7 protein-coding genes are annotated in these 16176 nt (G+C 32.4%); 5 read left to right on the forward strand and 2 right to left on the reverse strand.

Features of this window, described 5'->3' with window-relative positions; genetic code table 11:
• The first annotated feature begins 95 nt into the window (after nucleotides 1-95).
• The 3 genes from rpoB (at nucleotide 96) to V7R38_RS12765 (ending at nucleotide 8679) form a co-directional block, all read left to right on the forward strand.
• Nucleotides 96-3905: a DNA-directed RNA polymerase subunit beta gene (rpoB, locus tag V7R38_RS12755; RefSeq protein ID WP_334058994.1), complete on the forward strand. Its 3810-nt coding sequence runs from the start codon at nucleotides 96-98 to the stop codon at nucleotides 3903-3905.
• 77 nt (nucleotides 3906-3982) lie between these two features.
• Nucleotides 3983-8254, forward strand: coding sequence for a DNA-directed RNA polymerase subunit beta' (gene rpoC, locus V7R38_RS12760; protein ID WP_334058996.1), 4272 nt, complete (start codon nucleotides 3983-3985; stop codon nucleotides 8252-8254).
• 113 nt (nucleotides 8255-8367) lie between these two features.
• Entirely contained in the window at nucleotides 8368-8679 is a 312-nt protein-coding gene (locus V7R38_RS12765; RefSeq protein WP_334058998.1) for a DUF3467 domain-containing protein, read from the forward strand.
• A 37-nt stretch (nucleotides 8680-8716) separates the two neighbouring features.
• Here the strand turns inward: V7R38_RS12765 and V7R38_RS12770 are convergent, their stop codons facing one another.
• Nucleotides 8717-11281: an ATP-dependent Clp protease ATP-binding subunit gene (locus V7R38_RS12770; RefSeq protein WP_334059000.1), complete on the reverse strand. Its 2565-nt coding sequence runs from the start codon at nucleotides 11279-11281 to the stop codon at nucleotides 8717-8719.
• A 271-nt stretch (nucleotides 11282-11552) separates the two neighbouring features.
• Between V7R38_RS12770 and gyrA the strand changes: the two genes are divergently transcribed.
• The gene (gyrA, locus tag V7R38_RS12775; RefSeq protein WP_015480725.1) at nucleotides 11553-14069 is read left to right on the forward strand and encodes a DNA gyrase subunit A; all 2517 of its coding nucleotides are present in this window, start codon (nucleotides 11553-11555) and stop codon (nucleotides 14067-14069) included.
• Nucleotides 14070-14094: 25 nt separating this feature from the next.
• Nucleotides 14095-15342: a tetratricopeptide repeat protein gene (locus tag V7R38_RS12780; protein ID WP_334059003.1), complete on the forward strand. Its 1248-nt coding sequence runs from the start codon at nucleotides 14095-14097 to the stop codon at nucleotides 15340-15342.
• Between the two features lie 56 nt (nucleotides 15343-15398).
• Here the strand turns inward: V7R38_RS12780 and V7R38_RS12785 are convergent, their stop codons facing one another.
• Nucleotides 15399-16166, reverse strand: a complete 768-nt coding sequence (locus V7R38_RS12785) for a C40 family peptidase (RefSeq protein ID WP_334059005.1) — start codon at nucleotides 16164-16166, stop codon at nucleotides 15399-15401.
• Between the last annotated feature and the right edge of the window lie 10 nt (nucleotides 16167-16176).

Genomic DNA, 16176 nt, shown 5'->3' on the forward strand with positions numbered 1-16176 from the left:
GGTACTAAGAACTAAGGTTTTTAGGCCTAAACCATTTTGTGTATATATTCGTTCTTTATTTTAATTCATATTTTAATCAAAAAAAATATTCTCTTTTGGCAACGAAAAACACTACTGAAAGAATCAACTTCGCTACTTCTCAAATGATTAAAGAGTATCCAGACTTTTTGGATATTCAGGTAAAATCTTTCCAAGATTTTTTCCAACTTCAAACTAAGGCAGAAGAAAGAGGAGAAGAAGGTTTATACAAAACCTTCATGGATAACTTTCCAATTACAGATACAAGAAATCAATTTGTATTAGAATTTTTAGACTACTTTGTAGACCCACCAAGATATTCAATCCAAGAATGTATAGAGAGAGGTCTTACACACAGTGTTCCTTTAAAAGCACGTCTTAAATTATATTGTACAGACCCAGAACACGAAGATTTTGAAACAATTGTACAAGATGTTTATCTTGGTACAATACCTTACATGACAAATTCAGGTACTTTTGTAATCAATGGTGCTGAGCGTGTGGTGGTTTCGCAATTACATAGATCTCCAGGTGTATTCTTTGGTCAATCATTCCATGCAAATGGAACTAAGTTGTATTCAGCAAGAGTAATTCCTTTTAAAGGATCTTGGATAGAATTTGCAACCGATATCAATCAAGTAATGTATGCTTATATTGATAGAAAGAAAAAATTACCTGTAACTACCTTATTCAGAGCAATTGGTTTTGAAAGAGATAAAGATATTTTAGAAATTTTTGACCTTGCAGAGGAAGTTAAGGTTTCTAAGGCAGGTCTTAAAAAAGTATTAGGTCGTAAATTAGCTGCTAGAGTTTTAAAAACTTGGCATGAAGATTTCGTAGATGAAGATACTGGAGAAGTTGTATCTATTGAGAGAAATGAAATTATTTTTGATCGTGATACAGTTTTAGAAAAAGAACATATAGATGAAATTATAGAGGCTGGAGCTAAGACGATTTTACTACATAAAGTAGATAATCATATGGCTGATTATGCTATAATTCACAATACTTTGCAAAAAGATCCTACAAACTCAGAGAAAGAAGCTGTAGAGCATATTTATAGACAATTACGTAATGCAGAACCGCCAGATGAAGAGACTGCAAGAGGTATTATCGATAAATTATTCTTCTCTGAACAAAGATATAATTTAGGAGAAGTTGGTCGTTTTAGAATGAATACCAAGCTTCAATTAAATGAGCCTATAGATCAAAAGGTATTAACAAAATTAGATATTATAACTATCATTAAATATTTAATTGAGTTAATTAATTCTAAGGCAGAAGTAGATGATATTGATCACTTATCTAACAGACGTGTAAGAACTGTAGGTGAGCAATTAGCTGGTCAGTTTGGTGTTGGTTTAGCAAGAATGGCAAGAACAATTCGTGAGCGTATGAATGTACGTGACAATGAAGTGTTTACTCCAATTGATTTAATTAACGCAAAAACATTATCATCAGTAATTAATTCTTTCTTTGGTACCAACCAATTATCTCAATTTATGGATCAAACAAATCCATTAGCTGAGATTACTCACAAACGTAGATTATCTGCATTAGGGCCAGGAGGTTTATCAAGAGAAAGAGCAGGTTTCGAGGTTCGTGATGTACACTATACACATTATGGTCGTTTATGTCCGATTGAAACTCCTGAAGGACCAAATATTGGTCTAATTTCTTCACTTTCTGTTTTTGCAAAAGTGAATAATTTAGGATTTATCGAAACTCCTTATAGAAAAGTAAACAATGGTGTTGTTGAAGGTGAAGAGCCTATATATTTAAGTGCTGAAGAAGAAGAGGGTAAGAAAATTGCTCAATCTAATTTAGAACTTAAAGAAGATGGTAGCATTGTTTTAGATAGAGTTATTGCACGTGAGGAAGGTGATTTCCCTGTAGTTAATCCTGAAGTGATTGACTATATGGATGTTGCACCAAACCAAATTGCATCTATCTCTGCATCTTTAATTCCTTTCTTAGAGCATGATGATGCCAACAGAGCATTGATGGGATCAAACATGATGCGTCAAGCAGTGCCATTATTAAGACCAGAATCACCAATTGTTGGTACTGGATTAGAAAGAAGAGTTGCTAAAGATTCACGTATTTTAATTAATGCAGAAGGTGAAGGTGAAGTAACTTATGTAGATGCAAATAAAATTACAATTAGGTATGATAAAACAGATGAAGAAAGACTAGTAAGTTTTGATTCTGATGAAGTATCTTATGACTTAATTAAATTTAGAAAAACCAATCAAGGTACATCTATTAACTTAAAGCCAATTGTAGAAACTGGTGATAGAGTTCAAGAAGGTCAAGTACTTTGTGAAGGTTATGCAACACAAAAAGGAGAATTAGCTTTAGGTAGAAACATGAAAGTAGCCTTTATGCCTTGGAAAGGGTATAACTTTGAGGATGCAATTGTGATTTCTGAAAAAGTAGTTCGTGAAGATATATTTACATCTATTCATATTGATGAGTATTCTTTAGATGTTAGAGATACAAAATTAGGAACTGAAGAGTTAACTAATGATATTCCTAACGTTTCTGAAGAAGCTACAAAAGATTTAGATGAAAATGGAATGATTAGAATTGGAGCAGAAGTAAATCCTGGTGATATCTTAATTGGTAAAATTACACCAAAAGGAGAATCTGATCCAACTCCAGAAGAAAAATTATTACGTGCAATTTTTGGTGACAAAGCAGGTGATGTAAAAGATGCATCATTAAAAGCTTCTCCATCATTAAGAGGTGTAGTAATTGATAAAAAATTATTTAGAAGAGCTGTAAAAGATAAAAACAAAAGAATTAGAGATAAAGAAGCAGTGGCTACTTTAGAACAATCTTTTGTTTCTAAATTCGAAGGTTTAAAAGACGAGTTAATTGAGAAGTTATTTACTTTAATTAGTGGAAAAACATCTCAGGGAGTGTTTAACGATTTAGGAGAAGAAGTTTTACCAAAAGGTAAAAAATATACGCTTAAAATGTTAAACTCAGTAGACGATTATGTTCACTTAACAGGTTCTTGGACAACTGATAGTGACTTAAATGCTTTAGTTGGTGAATTAGTTCACAACTACAAGATTAAGGTTAACGATTTACAAGGTTCTTTAAGACGTCAGAAATTTACAATTTCAGTTGGAGATGAATTACCAGCAGGAATATTAAAATTAGCTAAAGTTTACATCGCTAAAAAACGTAAGTTAAAAGTGGGTGATAAAATGGCTGGACGTCATGGAAACAAGGGTATTGTTGCACGTATTGTAAGAGCAGAAGATATGCCGTTCTTAGAAGATGGAACACCTGTAGATATTGTTTTGAATCCATTAGGGGTACCTTCACGTATGAACATTGGTCAAATTTATGAAACTGTTCTAGGTTGGGCGGGTGAAAAATTAGGAACTAAATATGCAACACCTATTTTTGATGGAGCATCTTTAGATCAGATTAATGAAATTACAGATGAAGCAGGAGTACCAAGATTTGGACACACTTATTTATATGATGGTGGAACTGGAAAACGTTTCGATCAACCAGCAACAGTTGGTATCATTTATATGATTAAGTTAGGGCACATGATTGAAGATAAGATGCACGCTCGTTCAATAGGACCATATTCTTTAATTACACAACAACCATTAGGAGGTAAAGCACAGTTTGGTGGTCAGCGTTTTGGAGAGATGGAAGTTTGGGCACTTGAGGCATATGGAGCATCAAGTATCTTAAGAGAAATCTTAACTGTAAAATCTGATGATGTAATGGGTAGAGCTAAAACATACGAAAGTATTGTTAAAGGTGAAGCTATGCCAGAACCAGGTTTACCAGAATCGTTTAACGTATTAATGCATGAACTTAAAGGTTTAGGGTTAGACGTTAGATTAGAAGAATAAATTTTTTCAGTAACCAGTTTTCAGTAGCATTCGTTACTGAAAACTGAGTACTGCCAACTGAATACTTATTAAAAGACATGGCAAGAAAACAAGAAAAGTACACTGTAAAAAAGTTTAACAAAATCTCAATTGGTTTATCATCACCAGAAGCTATTTTAGAAGTTTCTAAAGGTGAAGTTTTAAAGCCAGAGACTATAAATTATCGTACACACAAACCAGAAAGAGATGGTTTATTCTGTGAGCGTATTTTTGGTCCTGTTAAGGATTATGAATGTGCCTGTGGGAAGTACAAAAGAATTCGTTACAAAGGTATTGTTTGTGATAGATGTGGTGTAGAAGTTACAGAAAAGAAAGTACGTAGAGATAGAGTTGGGCATATCAATTTGGTTGTGCCTGTTGCTCATATTTGGTACTTTAGATCATTACCTAACAAAATGGGTTACCTTTTAGGTTTACCTTCTAAAAAGTTAGATATGATTATTTACTACGAAAGATACGTAGTAATTCAACCAGGTATTGCAAAAAATGTGGAAGGAGAGCCATTACAAAAAATGGATTTCTTAACTGAAGAAGAATATTTAGATATTGTTGATGAGTTACCACAAGAAAATCAATATTTAGACGATTCAGATCCAAATAAGTTTATTGCTAAAATGGGTGCTGAATGTTTAATTGATTTATTAGCTAGAATTGATTTAGATGAATTATCATTTCAATTAAGACATAAAGCAAATACTGAAACTTCTAAGCAAAGAAAAACTGAAGCTTTAAAGCGTTTAAACGTTGTTGAAGCATTTAGAGATTCTCAAAAGAATAGAGAAAATAATCCAGAATGGATGATTATGAAGGCAATTCCGGTTATACCACCAGAATTAAGACCTTTAGTTCCATTAGATGGAGGACGTTTTGCAACTTCGGATTTAAATGATTTATATAGAAGAGTTATTATAAGAAACAATCGTTTAAAAAGATTGGTTGAAATAAAGGCTCCAGAAGTTATTTTACGTAATGAAAAACGTATGTTACAAGAATCAGTAGATTCATTATTTGATAACACACGTAAATCATCAGCAGTAAAAACTGAATCTAACAGACCTTTAAAATCTTTGTCAGATTCATTAAAAGGTAAACAAGGTCGTTTCCGTCAAAACTTACTTGGTAAGCGTGTTGATTATTCTGCACGTTCTGTAATTGTTGTTGGACCAGAAATGAAATTGTCCGAATGTGGATTGCCAAAAGATATGGCAGCTGAACTTTATAAGCCATTCGTAATTAGAAAACTAATTGAAAGAGGAATTGTAAAAACAGTTAAATCTGCAAAGAAAATTATTGATAGAAAAGAACCAGTTGTTTGGGATATTTTAGAGAACGTAATTAAAGGTCACCCAGTATTATTAAACAGGGCTCCTACTTTACACAGACTAGGTATTCAAGCTTTCCAACCAAAATTAATTGAAGGTAAAGCTATACAATTACACCCATTAGCATGTTCTGCATTTAATGCGGATTTTGATGGAGATCAAATGGCTGTTCACTTACCATTAGGACCAGAAGCTATTTTAGAAGCACAATTATTAATGTTGGCTTCTCATAATATCTTAAACCCTGCAAATGGTGCTCCAGTTACTGTACCTTCTCAGGATATGGTACTTGGATTATATTACATGACCAAAGAAAGAATATCTACTCCAGAAATGCAAATTAAAGGAGAGGGCTTAACTTTCTATTCTCCAGAAGAAGTTACAATAGCTTTTAATGAAGAAAAAGTAGATTTAAATGCATCTATTAAAGTTAGAACTCAAGATATTGAAAATGGAGAGCAAGTAACTAAGATTATAAAAACTACTGTAGGTAGAGTTTTATTTAATGAAAAAGTTCCTGCTGCAGCCGGATATATAAATGAAGTTTTAACTAAGAAAAACTTACGTGGAATTATTGGTGGTATTTTAAAAGCTACAGATATTCCTACAACAGGTGCTTTCTTAGATGAAATTAAAAATATGGGTTATAAGTTTGCATTCCAAGGTGGATTGTCTTTCTCATTAGGTGATATTATTATCCCTAAAGAAAAGCAAGCCATGATTGATGAAGCAAACAAAGAAGTAGATGGTATTGTAGGTAACTATAATATGGGTATGTTAACGCAGAAAGAGCGTTACAATCAGGTAATTGATGTTTGGGGTTCTACCAACAACAGATTAACTGAATTGTCTATGAAAAATTTACGTGAAGACCAACAAGGATTCAACTCAGTATATATGATGCTTGATTCTGGAGCTCGTGGATCTAAAGAACAGATTCGTCAGTTAACAGGTATGCGTGGATTAATGGCAAAACCGAAAAAATCTACTGCTGGTGGTGGAGAAATTATCGAGAATCCAATTCTTTCTAACTTTAAAGAAGGTTTATCAATTCTTGAATACTTTATCTCAACTCACGGTGCTCGTAAAGGATTAGCAGATACAGCTCTAAAAACCGCAGATGCTGGTTACTTAACACGTAGATTAGTAGATGTATCTCAAGACGTTATTATTAACGAAGAAGATTGTGGTACATTAAGAGGTTTAGAAGTTGCTCCATTAAAGAAAAACGATGAGATTGTTGAGTCTTTATCAGACAGAATTGAAGGTCGTATTTCTTTAAACGATGTTTATCACCCAGTAACAGAAGAATTATTATTAGAAGCAAATCAATCTATTACTTCTCAATTAGCAGATGCTGTACAAGCGTCAGGTATTGATTCTGTAGAAGTAAGATCTGCATTAACTTGTGAATCTTCTAGAGGTATTTGTGCAAAATGTTATGGTTTAAGTTTATCAACGCGTAACAAAGTGCAAATTGGTGAGGCAGTTGGTGTAATTGCAGCACAATCTATTGGAGAGCCAGGTACACAGTTAACATTGCGTACATTCCACGTTGGTGGGGTTGCAGGTAACATATCAGAAGAGAACAAGTTAATTGCCAAATTTGATGGTAAAGTTGTTATCGATGATTTAAGAACTGTAGTTGGTAAAGATAATGAAGGTAATGAAGTAGATATCGTAATTTCGAGAACTGCTGAAATTAAAATTATTGATAAGAAAACTGATATCACTCAGAGTACTAATATTTTACCTTATGGTTCTATCATTTTTGATAAGGATAGAAAATCAATCAAAAAAGGAGATGTTATTGTACAATGGGATCCATTTAATGGTGTAATTGTTTCTGAGTTTAATGGTAGAGTTAAGTTCGACAATTTAGAGCAAGGTATGAACTATGCTGTAGAAATTGATGAACAAACAGGTTTCCAAGAAAAAGTAATTACAGACTCTAAGAACAAAAAAATCATTGCATCTTTAATTATTGAAGATGAGGATGGTAACGCATTACGTTCTTACAGTTTACCTGTAGGTGCTCACTTAATGGTTGATGATGGAGATGTTGTAGAAAGTGGAAAAACATTAGTTAAAATTCCTAGAAAATCTGGTAAAGCAGGTGATATTACAGGAGGTTTACCACGTGTAACAGAATTATTCGAAGCACGTAATCCTTCTAACCCATCTGTAGTTTCAGAAATTGATGGTGTTGTTTCTTTCGGAAAAATTAAAAGAGGTAATAGAGAAATTATTGTTGAGTCTAAAACAGGTGAGATTAGCAAATATTTAGTGAAGCTTTCTAATCAAATTTTAGTTCAAGAAAATGACTTTATCAAAGCTGGTATGCCATTATCTGATGGTGCTACTACACCTTCTGATATTTTAAGAATTAAAGGGCCATCTGCAGTACAAGAATACTTAGTAAATGAAATACAAGAAGTATATCGTTTACAAGGTGTGAAAATTAACGACAAACATTTTGAGGTTGTTGTTCGTCAAATGATGCGTAAAGTTAAAATTATAGATTCAGGAGATACTCTTTTCTTAGAGAATCAATTGATTCACAAGAATGACTTTATTGAAGAAAACGATGCAATTTACGGAATGAAAGTTGTTGAAGATGCTGGAGATTCTGAGAATTTAAAGCCAGGTCAAATAATCACTGCACGTCAATTAAGAGATGAGAATTCTTTATTAAGAAGAAATGACAATAACTTAGTTACTGCAAGAGATGCAAGACCAGCAACAGCAGAACAAGTATTACAAGGTATTACAAGAGCATCTTTACAAACGAAATCATTTATTTCTGCGGCTTCTTTCCAAGAAACTACAAAAGTATTAAATGAGGCAGCTGTAAATGGTAAAATAGATACTTTAGAAGGATTGAAAGAGAATGTAATTGTAGGTAAGAAAATACCAGCAGGTACAGGAATGAGATCTTATGATAAAGTAATTGTTGGACCAAAAGATGAAATAGAACAAAGTTTCTAATACATAACGTTTAAACGTTTATAATCTAAAGTTGAATTGTTTATTGTAATTGTTTTACAGTATTCAATTCAACTTTTTTATTTTTTGTACTTTTATTTAAATAATTAAAACTGATGGAAGAAAATAATAATAATGACGGCCAATTAAATATTGAATTAGGCCAAGATGTAGCTGAAGGAACATACTCAAATTTGGCAATTATAAATCATTCAATATCTGAGTTTATTGTAGACTTTATAAACATAATGCCTGGGGTGCCTAAGGCAAAAGTGAAGTCTAGAATTATATTAACTCCACAACATGCAAAAAGATTATCTAAAGCGTTAGCTGATAATATTAAAAAGTTCGAGCAACAAAATGGAGATATCAAAGATTATGAGCAACCTCCAATTCCGATGAATTTTGGGCCAACAGGTCAAGCATAAAAAAAATCCCAAATTTTACAATTTGGGATTTTTTCTTTTAAGATTCACTTTCTGTTCTTGTTTCAGGTTTTTTCTTGCCTTTTTTAATTTTAATGGTAAGCTCGTCTTTAGCTTCATCAAAATCCATGGCTATTGTATCACCTTCAGTTAATTTAGAATTCACAATTTCTTCAGCCAAAGCATCTTCAATATATTTCTGGATAGCTCTTTTAAGAGGTCTTGCTCCATACTTTTTATCAAATCCTTTGTCTGCTATATAATCTTTAGCTTTTTCGCTTAGATTTAAAGTATACCCTAAATCAGAGATCCTATTTAATAATTTGTCTAACTCGATGTCGATAATTGAATGAATATCTTCTCTTTCTAAAGCGTTGAAAACAATTACATCATCAATTCTATTTAAAAATTCAGGTGCAAAAGATTTCTTCAATGCACTTTCAATTACCGATTTTGCGTGTGCGTCTGCTTGTTCTTTTTTAGAAGCAGTTCCAAAACCAACTCCACCACCAAAGTCTTTTAATTGACGAGCACCAATATTAGATGTCATGATAATTATCGTATTTCTAAAATCAATTTTTCTACCTAAACTATCTGTAATATGACCATCATCTAAAATCTGTAATAACATATTAAACACATCTGGATGTGCTTTTTCAATTTCATCTAATAGAATAACTGAATAAGGTTTTCTGCGAACTTTTTCAGTTAATTGTCCTCCTTCCTCATAACCAACGTAACCTGGAGGTGCACCAATTAAACGTGAAATTGCAAACTTTTCCATGTATTCACTCATGTCAATTCTGATTAAAGAATCATCAGAATCAAATAATTCACGAGCCAATACTTTTGCTAGTTGTGTTTTACCAACACCAGTTTGACCTAAGAAAATAAATGAACCAATAGGTTTGTTCGGGTCCTTTAAGCCAACTCTATTTCTTTGAATAGCTTTAACAACTTTCGTAACTGCTTCATCTTGCCCAATAACCTTACCTTTAATTAAAGAAGGTAGCTCATGTAGCCTGTGGCTTTCTGCCTCTGCAACTCTATTCACAGGAATACCTGTCATCATAGAAACTACTTCAGCAACATTATCTTCGGTAACAATTTCTCTGTTTAATTTAGAATCATCTTCCCATTGTTTTTGAGCAGAGTTTAAAGCAGCCTCCATATTCTTTTCATCATCTCTCAATTTTGCAGCTTCTTCGTACTTTTGGCCATTCACAGCTTTCGTTTTCTTATCTCTAATTATTTCTAATTGAGATTCTAACTCTAAAACTTGTTTCGGAACAACGATATTGGTAATATGAATTCTAGATCCAGCCTCATCTAAAGCATCAATAGCTTTGTCTGGTAAGTATCTGTCAGTCATATATCTGTTAGTTAATTTTACACAAGCTTCAATAGCATCGTCCGTAAAATCTACATTATGATGTTCTTCATATTTCCCTTTAATATTTTGTAAAATCTGAATAGTTTCTTCAACAGAAGTTGGATCTACAATTACTTTTTGAAAACGACGTTCTAAAGCACCATCTTTCTCAATATTTGTTCTAAACTCATCTAAAGTTGTGGCACCTATACATTGTATTTCACCTCTCGCTAAAGCTGGTTTTAACATGTTAGATGCATCTAAAGAACCTGTAGCACCACCTGCACCAACTATTGTATGAATTTCATCAATAAAAAGAATAATATCATCATTCTTTTCTAATTCGTTCATTAAGGCTTTCATTCTTTCTTCAAACTGACCTCTGTACTTTGTTCCAGCAACTAAACTAGCTAAATCTAGAGATACTATTCTCTTATCAAATAAAATTCTTGATACTTTTCTATCTACAATTCGTAAAGCTAAACCTTCTGCAATAGCAGATTTACCAACACCTGGTTCTCCAATTAACATTGGGTTGTTTTTCTTTCTACGACTTAAAATTTGAGAAACTCTCTCTATTTCTTTTTGACGCCCAACAACAGGATCTAGCCTCCCATTTTCCGCCAAATCTGTTAAATCTCTACCAAAATTATCTAAAACTGGAGTTTTAGATTTTTTTGAAGCTTTGCTTTTCTGGGGCTGATCAAAAGGATTCGATTTTTCTGAAGCATATTCATCATCAGAAGGTGTTTCTGCAATGGGGTTTACTGGTAAATCAGCATCAACTTCATCCACATGTAATTGTTTGTATAAAGCTTTTGCTTCATCATAGTTTACATGATATTTCTGAATTAATTTAGTTGTTGGGTCATTTTCGTTTCTTAAAACGCACAACAATAAATGTGCTGTATCTATAGCATCACTTTGATATAACTTAGCCTCTAAAAAAGTTGTTTTTAACGCTTTTTCAGCTTGTCTTGTTAAACGTAAGCTAGGTTTATCTGCACTCTCTACAAACGTTGGGTTTGCAGGGTTTAATTGTTCTAATTTTTTTCTTAGCAAAGTTAAATCAACATCAAACGCTGTTAATATCTCAATAGCTTTACCTTCGCCTTTTCTTATTAATCCTAGTAAAAGGTGTTCAGTTCCAATAAATTCGTGCCCTAATCTTAAAGCCTCTTCTTTACTAAAAGTGATTACATCTCTAACTTTTGGTGAAAAATTATCGTCCATATTTCTTTCTATCTAAAATTGATGTGTTGTAAATTTAGTCCTTTTTTTTTGAGATTATTACAAAAAAGATGCCAATGCTTTAAAACTGACAGTTTGACTACCATTACAAGGTAGAAAACAATTGGAAATCAAACAAGTATAATAGTGTTAAAAATTATCAAAAAATGTTGATAACTATGAGGGTTTAGAGACGTTATAATCTTTGTAAAAAGCATTAGAAACAGTATCTTGCCTTGTTTTAAATTTTTGATTAAATAATAATAAAATATATATGGCAGAAGGCGAAAAGTTAATTCCAATTAACATAGAAGAACAGATGAAATCTGCATACATTGATTATTCAATGTCTGTAATTGTATCTAGAGCATTACCAGATGTTAGAGATGGTTTAAAACCAGTTCATAGAAGGGTTTTATATGGTATGCACGAATTAGGAATTAAGGCAACTGGAGCGTATAAAAAATCTGCAAGAATTGTAGGTGAAGTTTTAGGTAAGTATCATCCTCATGGAGATACTTCTGTTTATGACTCTATGGTAAGAATGGCACAAGATTGGAGTGTGCGTTACATGATGGTTGATGGTCAAGGAAACTTTGGTTCTGTAGATGGTGATTCTCCTGCAGCAATGCGTTATACTGAGGTTAGAATGCAAAAGATTTCTGAAGAAATGTTGGCAGATATCGAAAAAGATACTGTAGATCATTCTTTAAATTTTGACGACACTTTGCAAGAGCCTGTTGTGTTACCAACTCGTATACCTAACTTATTGGTAAATGGTGCTTCTGGTATTGCAGTAGGTATGGCTACAAATATGGCTCCTCATAACTTAACAGAAGTTATTAATGGTACTGTAGCCTATATAGAAAATAGAGATATTGAGATTGATGAGTTAATGCAACATGTTACTGCACCAGATTTTCCAACAGGTGGAATTATTTATGGTTATGATGGAGTAAGAGATGCTTTTCATACAGGTCGTGGACGTATTGTAATGCGTGCAAAAGCGGTTATTGAAGAAGTAAAAGGGCGTGAGTGTATCATTGTTACTGAAATTCCTTACCAAGTGAATAAAGCAGACATGATTAAGAAAACTGCTGACTTGGTTAACGAGAAAAAAATATCTGGTATTGCCAATATTAGAGATGAATCTGATAGAAATGGTATGCGAATTGTTTACGTGTTAAAACGTGATGCAATTCCTAATATCGTTTTAAACAAGTTATTTAAATATACGCAATTACAAACTTCTTTTAGTGTAAATAATATTGCGTTAGTTAATGGTAGACCAGAGCAATTAAATTTAAAACAACTTATTCATTATTTTGTTGAACACAGACATGAGGTTGTTGTTCGTAGAACAGAATATGAATTAAAGAAAGCAGAAGCTAGAGCACATATTTTAGAGGGATTAATAATTGCATCAGATAATATTGATGAAGTAATTAAAATTATTAGAGCATCTTCTAATGCAGATGAAGCAAGAGCTAGCTTAATTGAGCGTTTCGAATTAACAGAAATTCAGGCGAAGGCAATTGTAGAAATGCGTTTACGTCAATTAACGGGTCTAGAGCAAGACAAGTTAAGAGCTGAGTTTGATGAAATTATGGTTACAATTGCTGACTTAAAAGATATTTTAGCCAATGAGCCTAGACGTTATCAAATAATTAAGGACGAGTTATTACACATCAAAGAGAAATATGGAGATGAAAGAAGATCTACTATAGAGTATGCTGGTGGTGATATGCGTATTGAAGATATGATTCCGGATACAAAAGTGGTAGTAACCATTTCTAATGCAGGTTACTTGAAACGTACAAATCTAGATGAATACAAGGTTCAAAATAGAGGAGGTAGAGGCCAAAAAGGCGCTACTACAAGAAATGAAGATTTCTTAGAACATCTATTTGTAGGTACCAATCATCAATATATGATGTTCTTTACTCAAAAGGGTAAAGTATTTTGGATGCGAGTTTATGAAATTCCAGAAGGTGGTAAAAACACCAAAGGTAGAGCAATGCAAAACTTAATCAATATTGAGCAAGATGATTCAGTTAAAGCATTCTTGGTTACACAAGATTTAAAGAACGAAGAGTACATCAACAGCCATTACGTAATTATGGCCACTAAAAAAGGTCAAGTTAAAAAGACATCTTTAGAGCAATACTCTAGACCAAGAACAAACGGAATTAATGCAATTACAATTAAAGAAGGTGATGAACTTTTAGAAGCAAAATTAACAACTGGTGATAGCCAAGTAATGTTAGCTCTAGCTTCAGGTAAATCAATTCGATTTGAAGAAGCTAAAACAAGACCAATGGGTAGAACTGCATCTGGTGTAAGAGGTATTACTCTGCAACATGAAAACGATGAGGTTATTGGTATGGTAGCCGTAAATGATATGGAAAGTAACATTTTAGTGGTTTCTGAAAAAGGATATGGTAAACGTTCTAGCCTAGAAGATTATAGAATTACAAACAGAGGTGGTAAAGGTGTAAAAACGTTAAATATATCTGAAAAAACAGGTAATTTAGTAGCCATTAAAAACGTAGATGATTCTAACGATTTAATGATTATTAACAAATCTGGTTTAGTAATTAGAATGGCAGTAGAAGACTTAAGGGTTATGGGGCGTGCAACACAAGGTGTTCGTTTAATTAACATTAAAGATGATGATAGTATTGCTGCAGTAGCCAAAGTTGTTCATGAAGAAGAAGCAGAAGAAGAGTCTGCAGATGAAACAGAAAATGGCACGAATATTGAAAATAATACAAGTGATAATCAAGAATAGAAAACAAATTTAATACAGAAACAAAATGAAAAAACAAATATTAGCGCTTTCTTTAGGATTGATGACGATTGGAGTATCAGCGCAAAAAAACGAACTAAAAGTTGCTGAAAAAGCACTTAAAAAGAATGATATAGCTACTGCCAGAACTGCTATACAGTCTATAGAAAGTATGGAAGGTTCTATGGAGGATAAGTATAAGGGTAAATATTACTTTCTAAAAGGGCAAGTTTATGGTAAAACCGATGTTAAAAAAGCAGTAGAAGCTTACAATAATTTATTTGATTTTGAGAAAGCAACTAGAAAATCTAGATATACAAATGAGGCTAAAACAAAAGTAATGGAGCTTACTCAGTTTGTATCTCAAAAAGCAGTTACAGCTTATAATGAAACGAAAGATTATAAAACTGCAACTGAAAACTTTTACTTAACATATCAACTAAGTCCTACAGATACATCTTTTCTTTATAATGCAGCAGTAAGTGCTTCTTTACAAAAAGATTACGATACTTCTTTAGCCTATTATAATAAGCTTCAAGAGTTAGGTTATACAGGTGTTACTATGCAGTATATGGCAACTAACAAAGAAACAGGAGCTAAAGAAAACTTAGGAGGAAAGACGCAAAGAGATTTAATGGTAAAATCTGGCGATTATATTGCTCCAGAAGATGTGCCAACAAAATCAAGACAAGCAGATATTGTAAAAAATATTGGTTACATTTTAATTGCACAAGGAAAAACTGATGAAGCAATTGTAGCAATTAAAAAAGCAAGAGAAAACGATCCTAAGGATTTAAACTTACTATTGAATGAAGCTCAATTATACATTCAATTGAAAGATATGGAGAAGTTTGGAACTTTAATGCAAGAGGCCATACAATTAGATCCAAATAATCCAACATTATTTTTCAACTTAGGAGTTGTAAATCAAAATGAAGGTAAAAAAGAAGAAGCAATTGGTTACTACAAAAAAGCAATTGAATTAGATCCTGAATATGGAGATGCTTATATGAATTTAGCTGTCGCAATTTTATCTGGTGAGCAAGCAATTGTAGATGAAATGAACGAAAATTTATCTAACTTTAAAAAGTATGATGAATTACAAGGAAAGCAGAAAGAATTATATAAAGAAGCTTTACCATTTTTAGAAAAAGCAGATAGCATTAAGCGTTCTGAAGATACTGTGAAATCTCTTTTAAATATTTATGATATTTTAAGAATGGAAGAGAAAGCAGATGCTTTAAGACCAATCTATAAAAAAATGAGAGGAATGTAATTTTCGATCTCAATGTATAAAAAAACCGAAACTTTAAAGTTTCGGTTTTTTTTATGCTATATAATTTTTTTAATTACTCTTAGCTTATGTGTATGTTTTTGAAGGTCGGCATTAAAAATTCCACTGTGATCTAAAGTATCAATTCTAACCTTGCCATGAGCATGGATAATATTATAATTATTCAAGATAATACCAACATGTATAATTTCACCTTCTTCGTTGTCAAAAAAGGCTAAATCTCCTGGCTCACTTTCTTCTATAAAACTTAAAACTTCACCTTGCGTAGCTTGTTCATTTGCGTTTCTTAAAAGTTTGTAGCCACATAATTTGTAGACCATTTGCGTAAATCCTGAACAATCTATACCAAAAGGTGTTTTACCACCCCACAAAAAAGGTGTGTTTAAATACACGTATGCCTTTTGTAATATTTCTTCTTTACTTTCTAATTGACCTAAAATAGCACCCTCAAATTGATAATTTTCTTTATTTAAAATAAAACTTTCATTGTTGTAATTAGGCAGGTTTGCTCCTAAAGGGATTGTAAAGAATTCTCTAGCTGAATTTGAAATAAAATCGATAACCTCTCCAGAATAAACTGGCTTAGCCTCTTGTAAATTTTGATATTCAGCATATTCAATTTCCTGAAATTGTTTATTATCAACAAAACCTTCACAATCATCAAAAGCCAATTTAATCTTACTCCAGTTTTTATCTTTTTCAAGTATTGTAAAAAATTCACCAAACAAAACCTGACTAACCATTTCTGATTGATCTGTTGGTTCTTTCCTTAAAGGAACAATACTTAAATTACAAATTCCGTACAAAAACTATCTT

The organism is Polaribacter sp. P097, from assembly GCF_036864555.1.
In the GTDB taxonomy this organism is placed as follows: domain Bacteria; phylum Bacteroidota; class Bacteroidia; order Flavobacteriales; family Flavobacteriaceae; genus Polaribacter.

Bases quoted from the DNA above. Each gene is read 5' to 3' on its own strand.
- V7R38_RS12780 (WP_334059003.1), top strand. From the start codon at position 14,095: ATGAAAAAACAAATATTAGCGCTTTCTTTAGGATTGATGACGATTGGA.
- V7R38_RS12770 (WP_334059000.1), bottom strand. From the start codon at position 11,281: ATGGACGATAATTTTTCACCAAAAGTTAGAGATGTAATCACTTTTAGT.
- rpoC (WP_334058996.1), top strand. From the start codon at position 3,983: ATGGCAAGAAAACAAGAAAAGTACACTGTAAAAAAGTTTAACAAAATC.
- V7R38_RS12765 (WP_334058998.1), top strand. From the start codon at position 8,368: ATGGAAGAAAATAATAATAATGACGGCCAATTAAATATTGAATTAGGC.
- gyrA (WP_015480725.1), top strand. From the start codon at position 11,553: ATGGCAGAAGGCGAAAAGTTAATTCCAATTAACATAGAAGAACAGATG.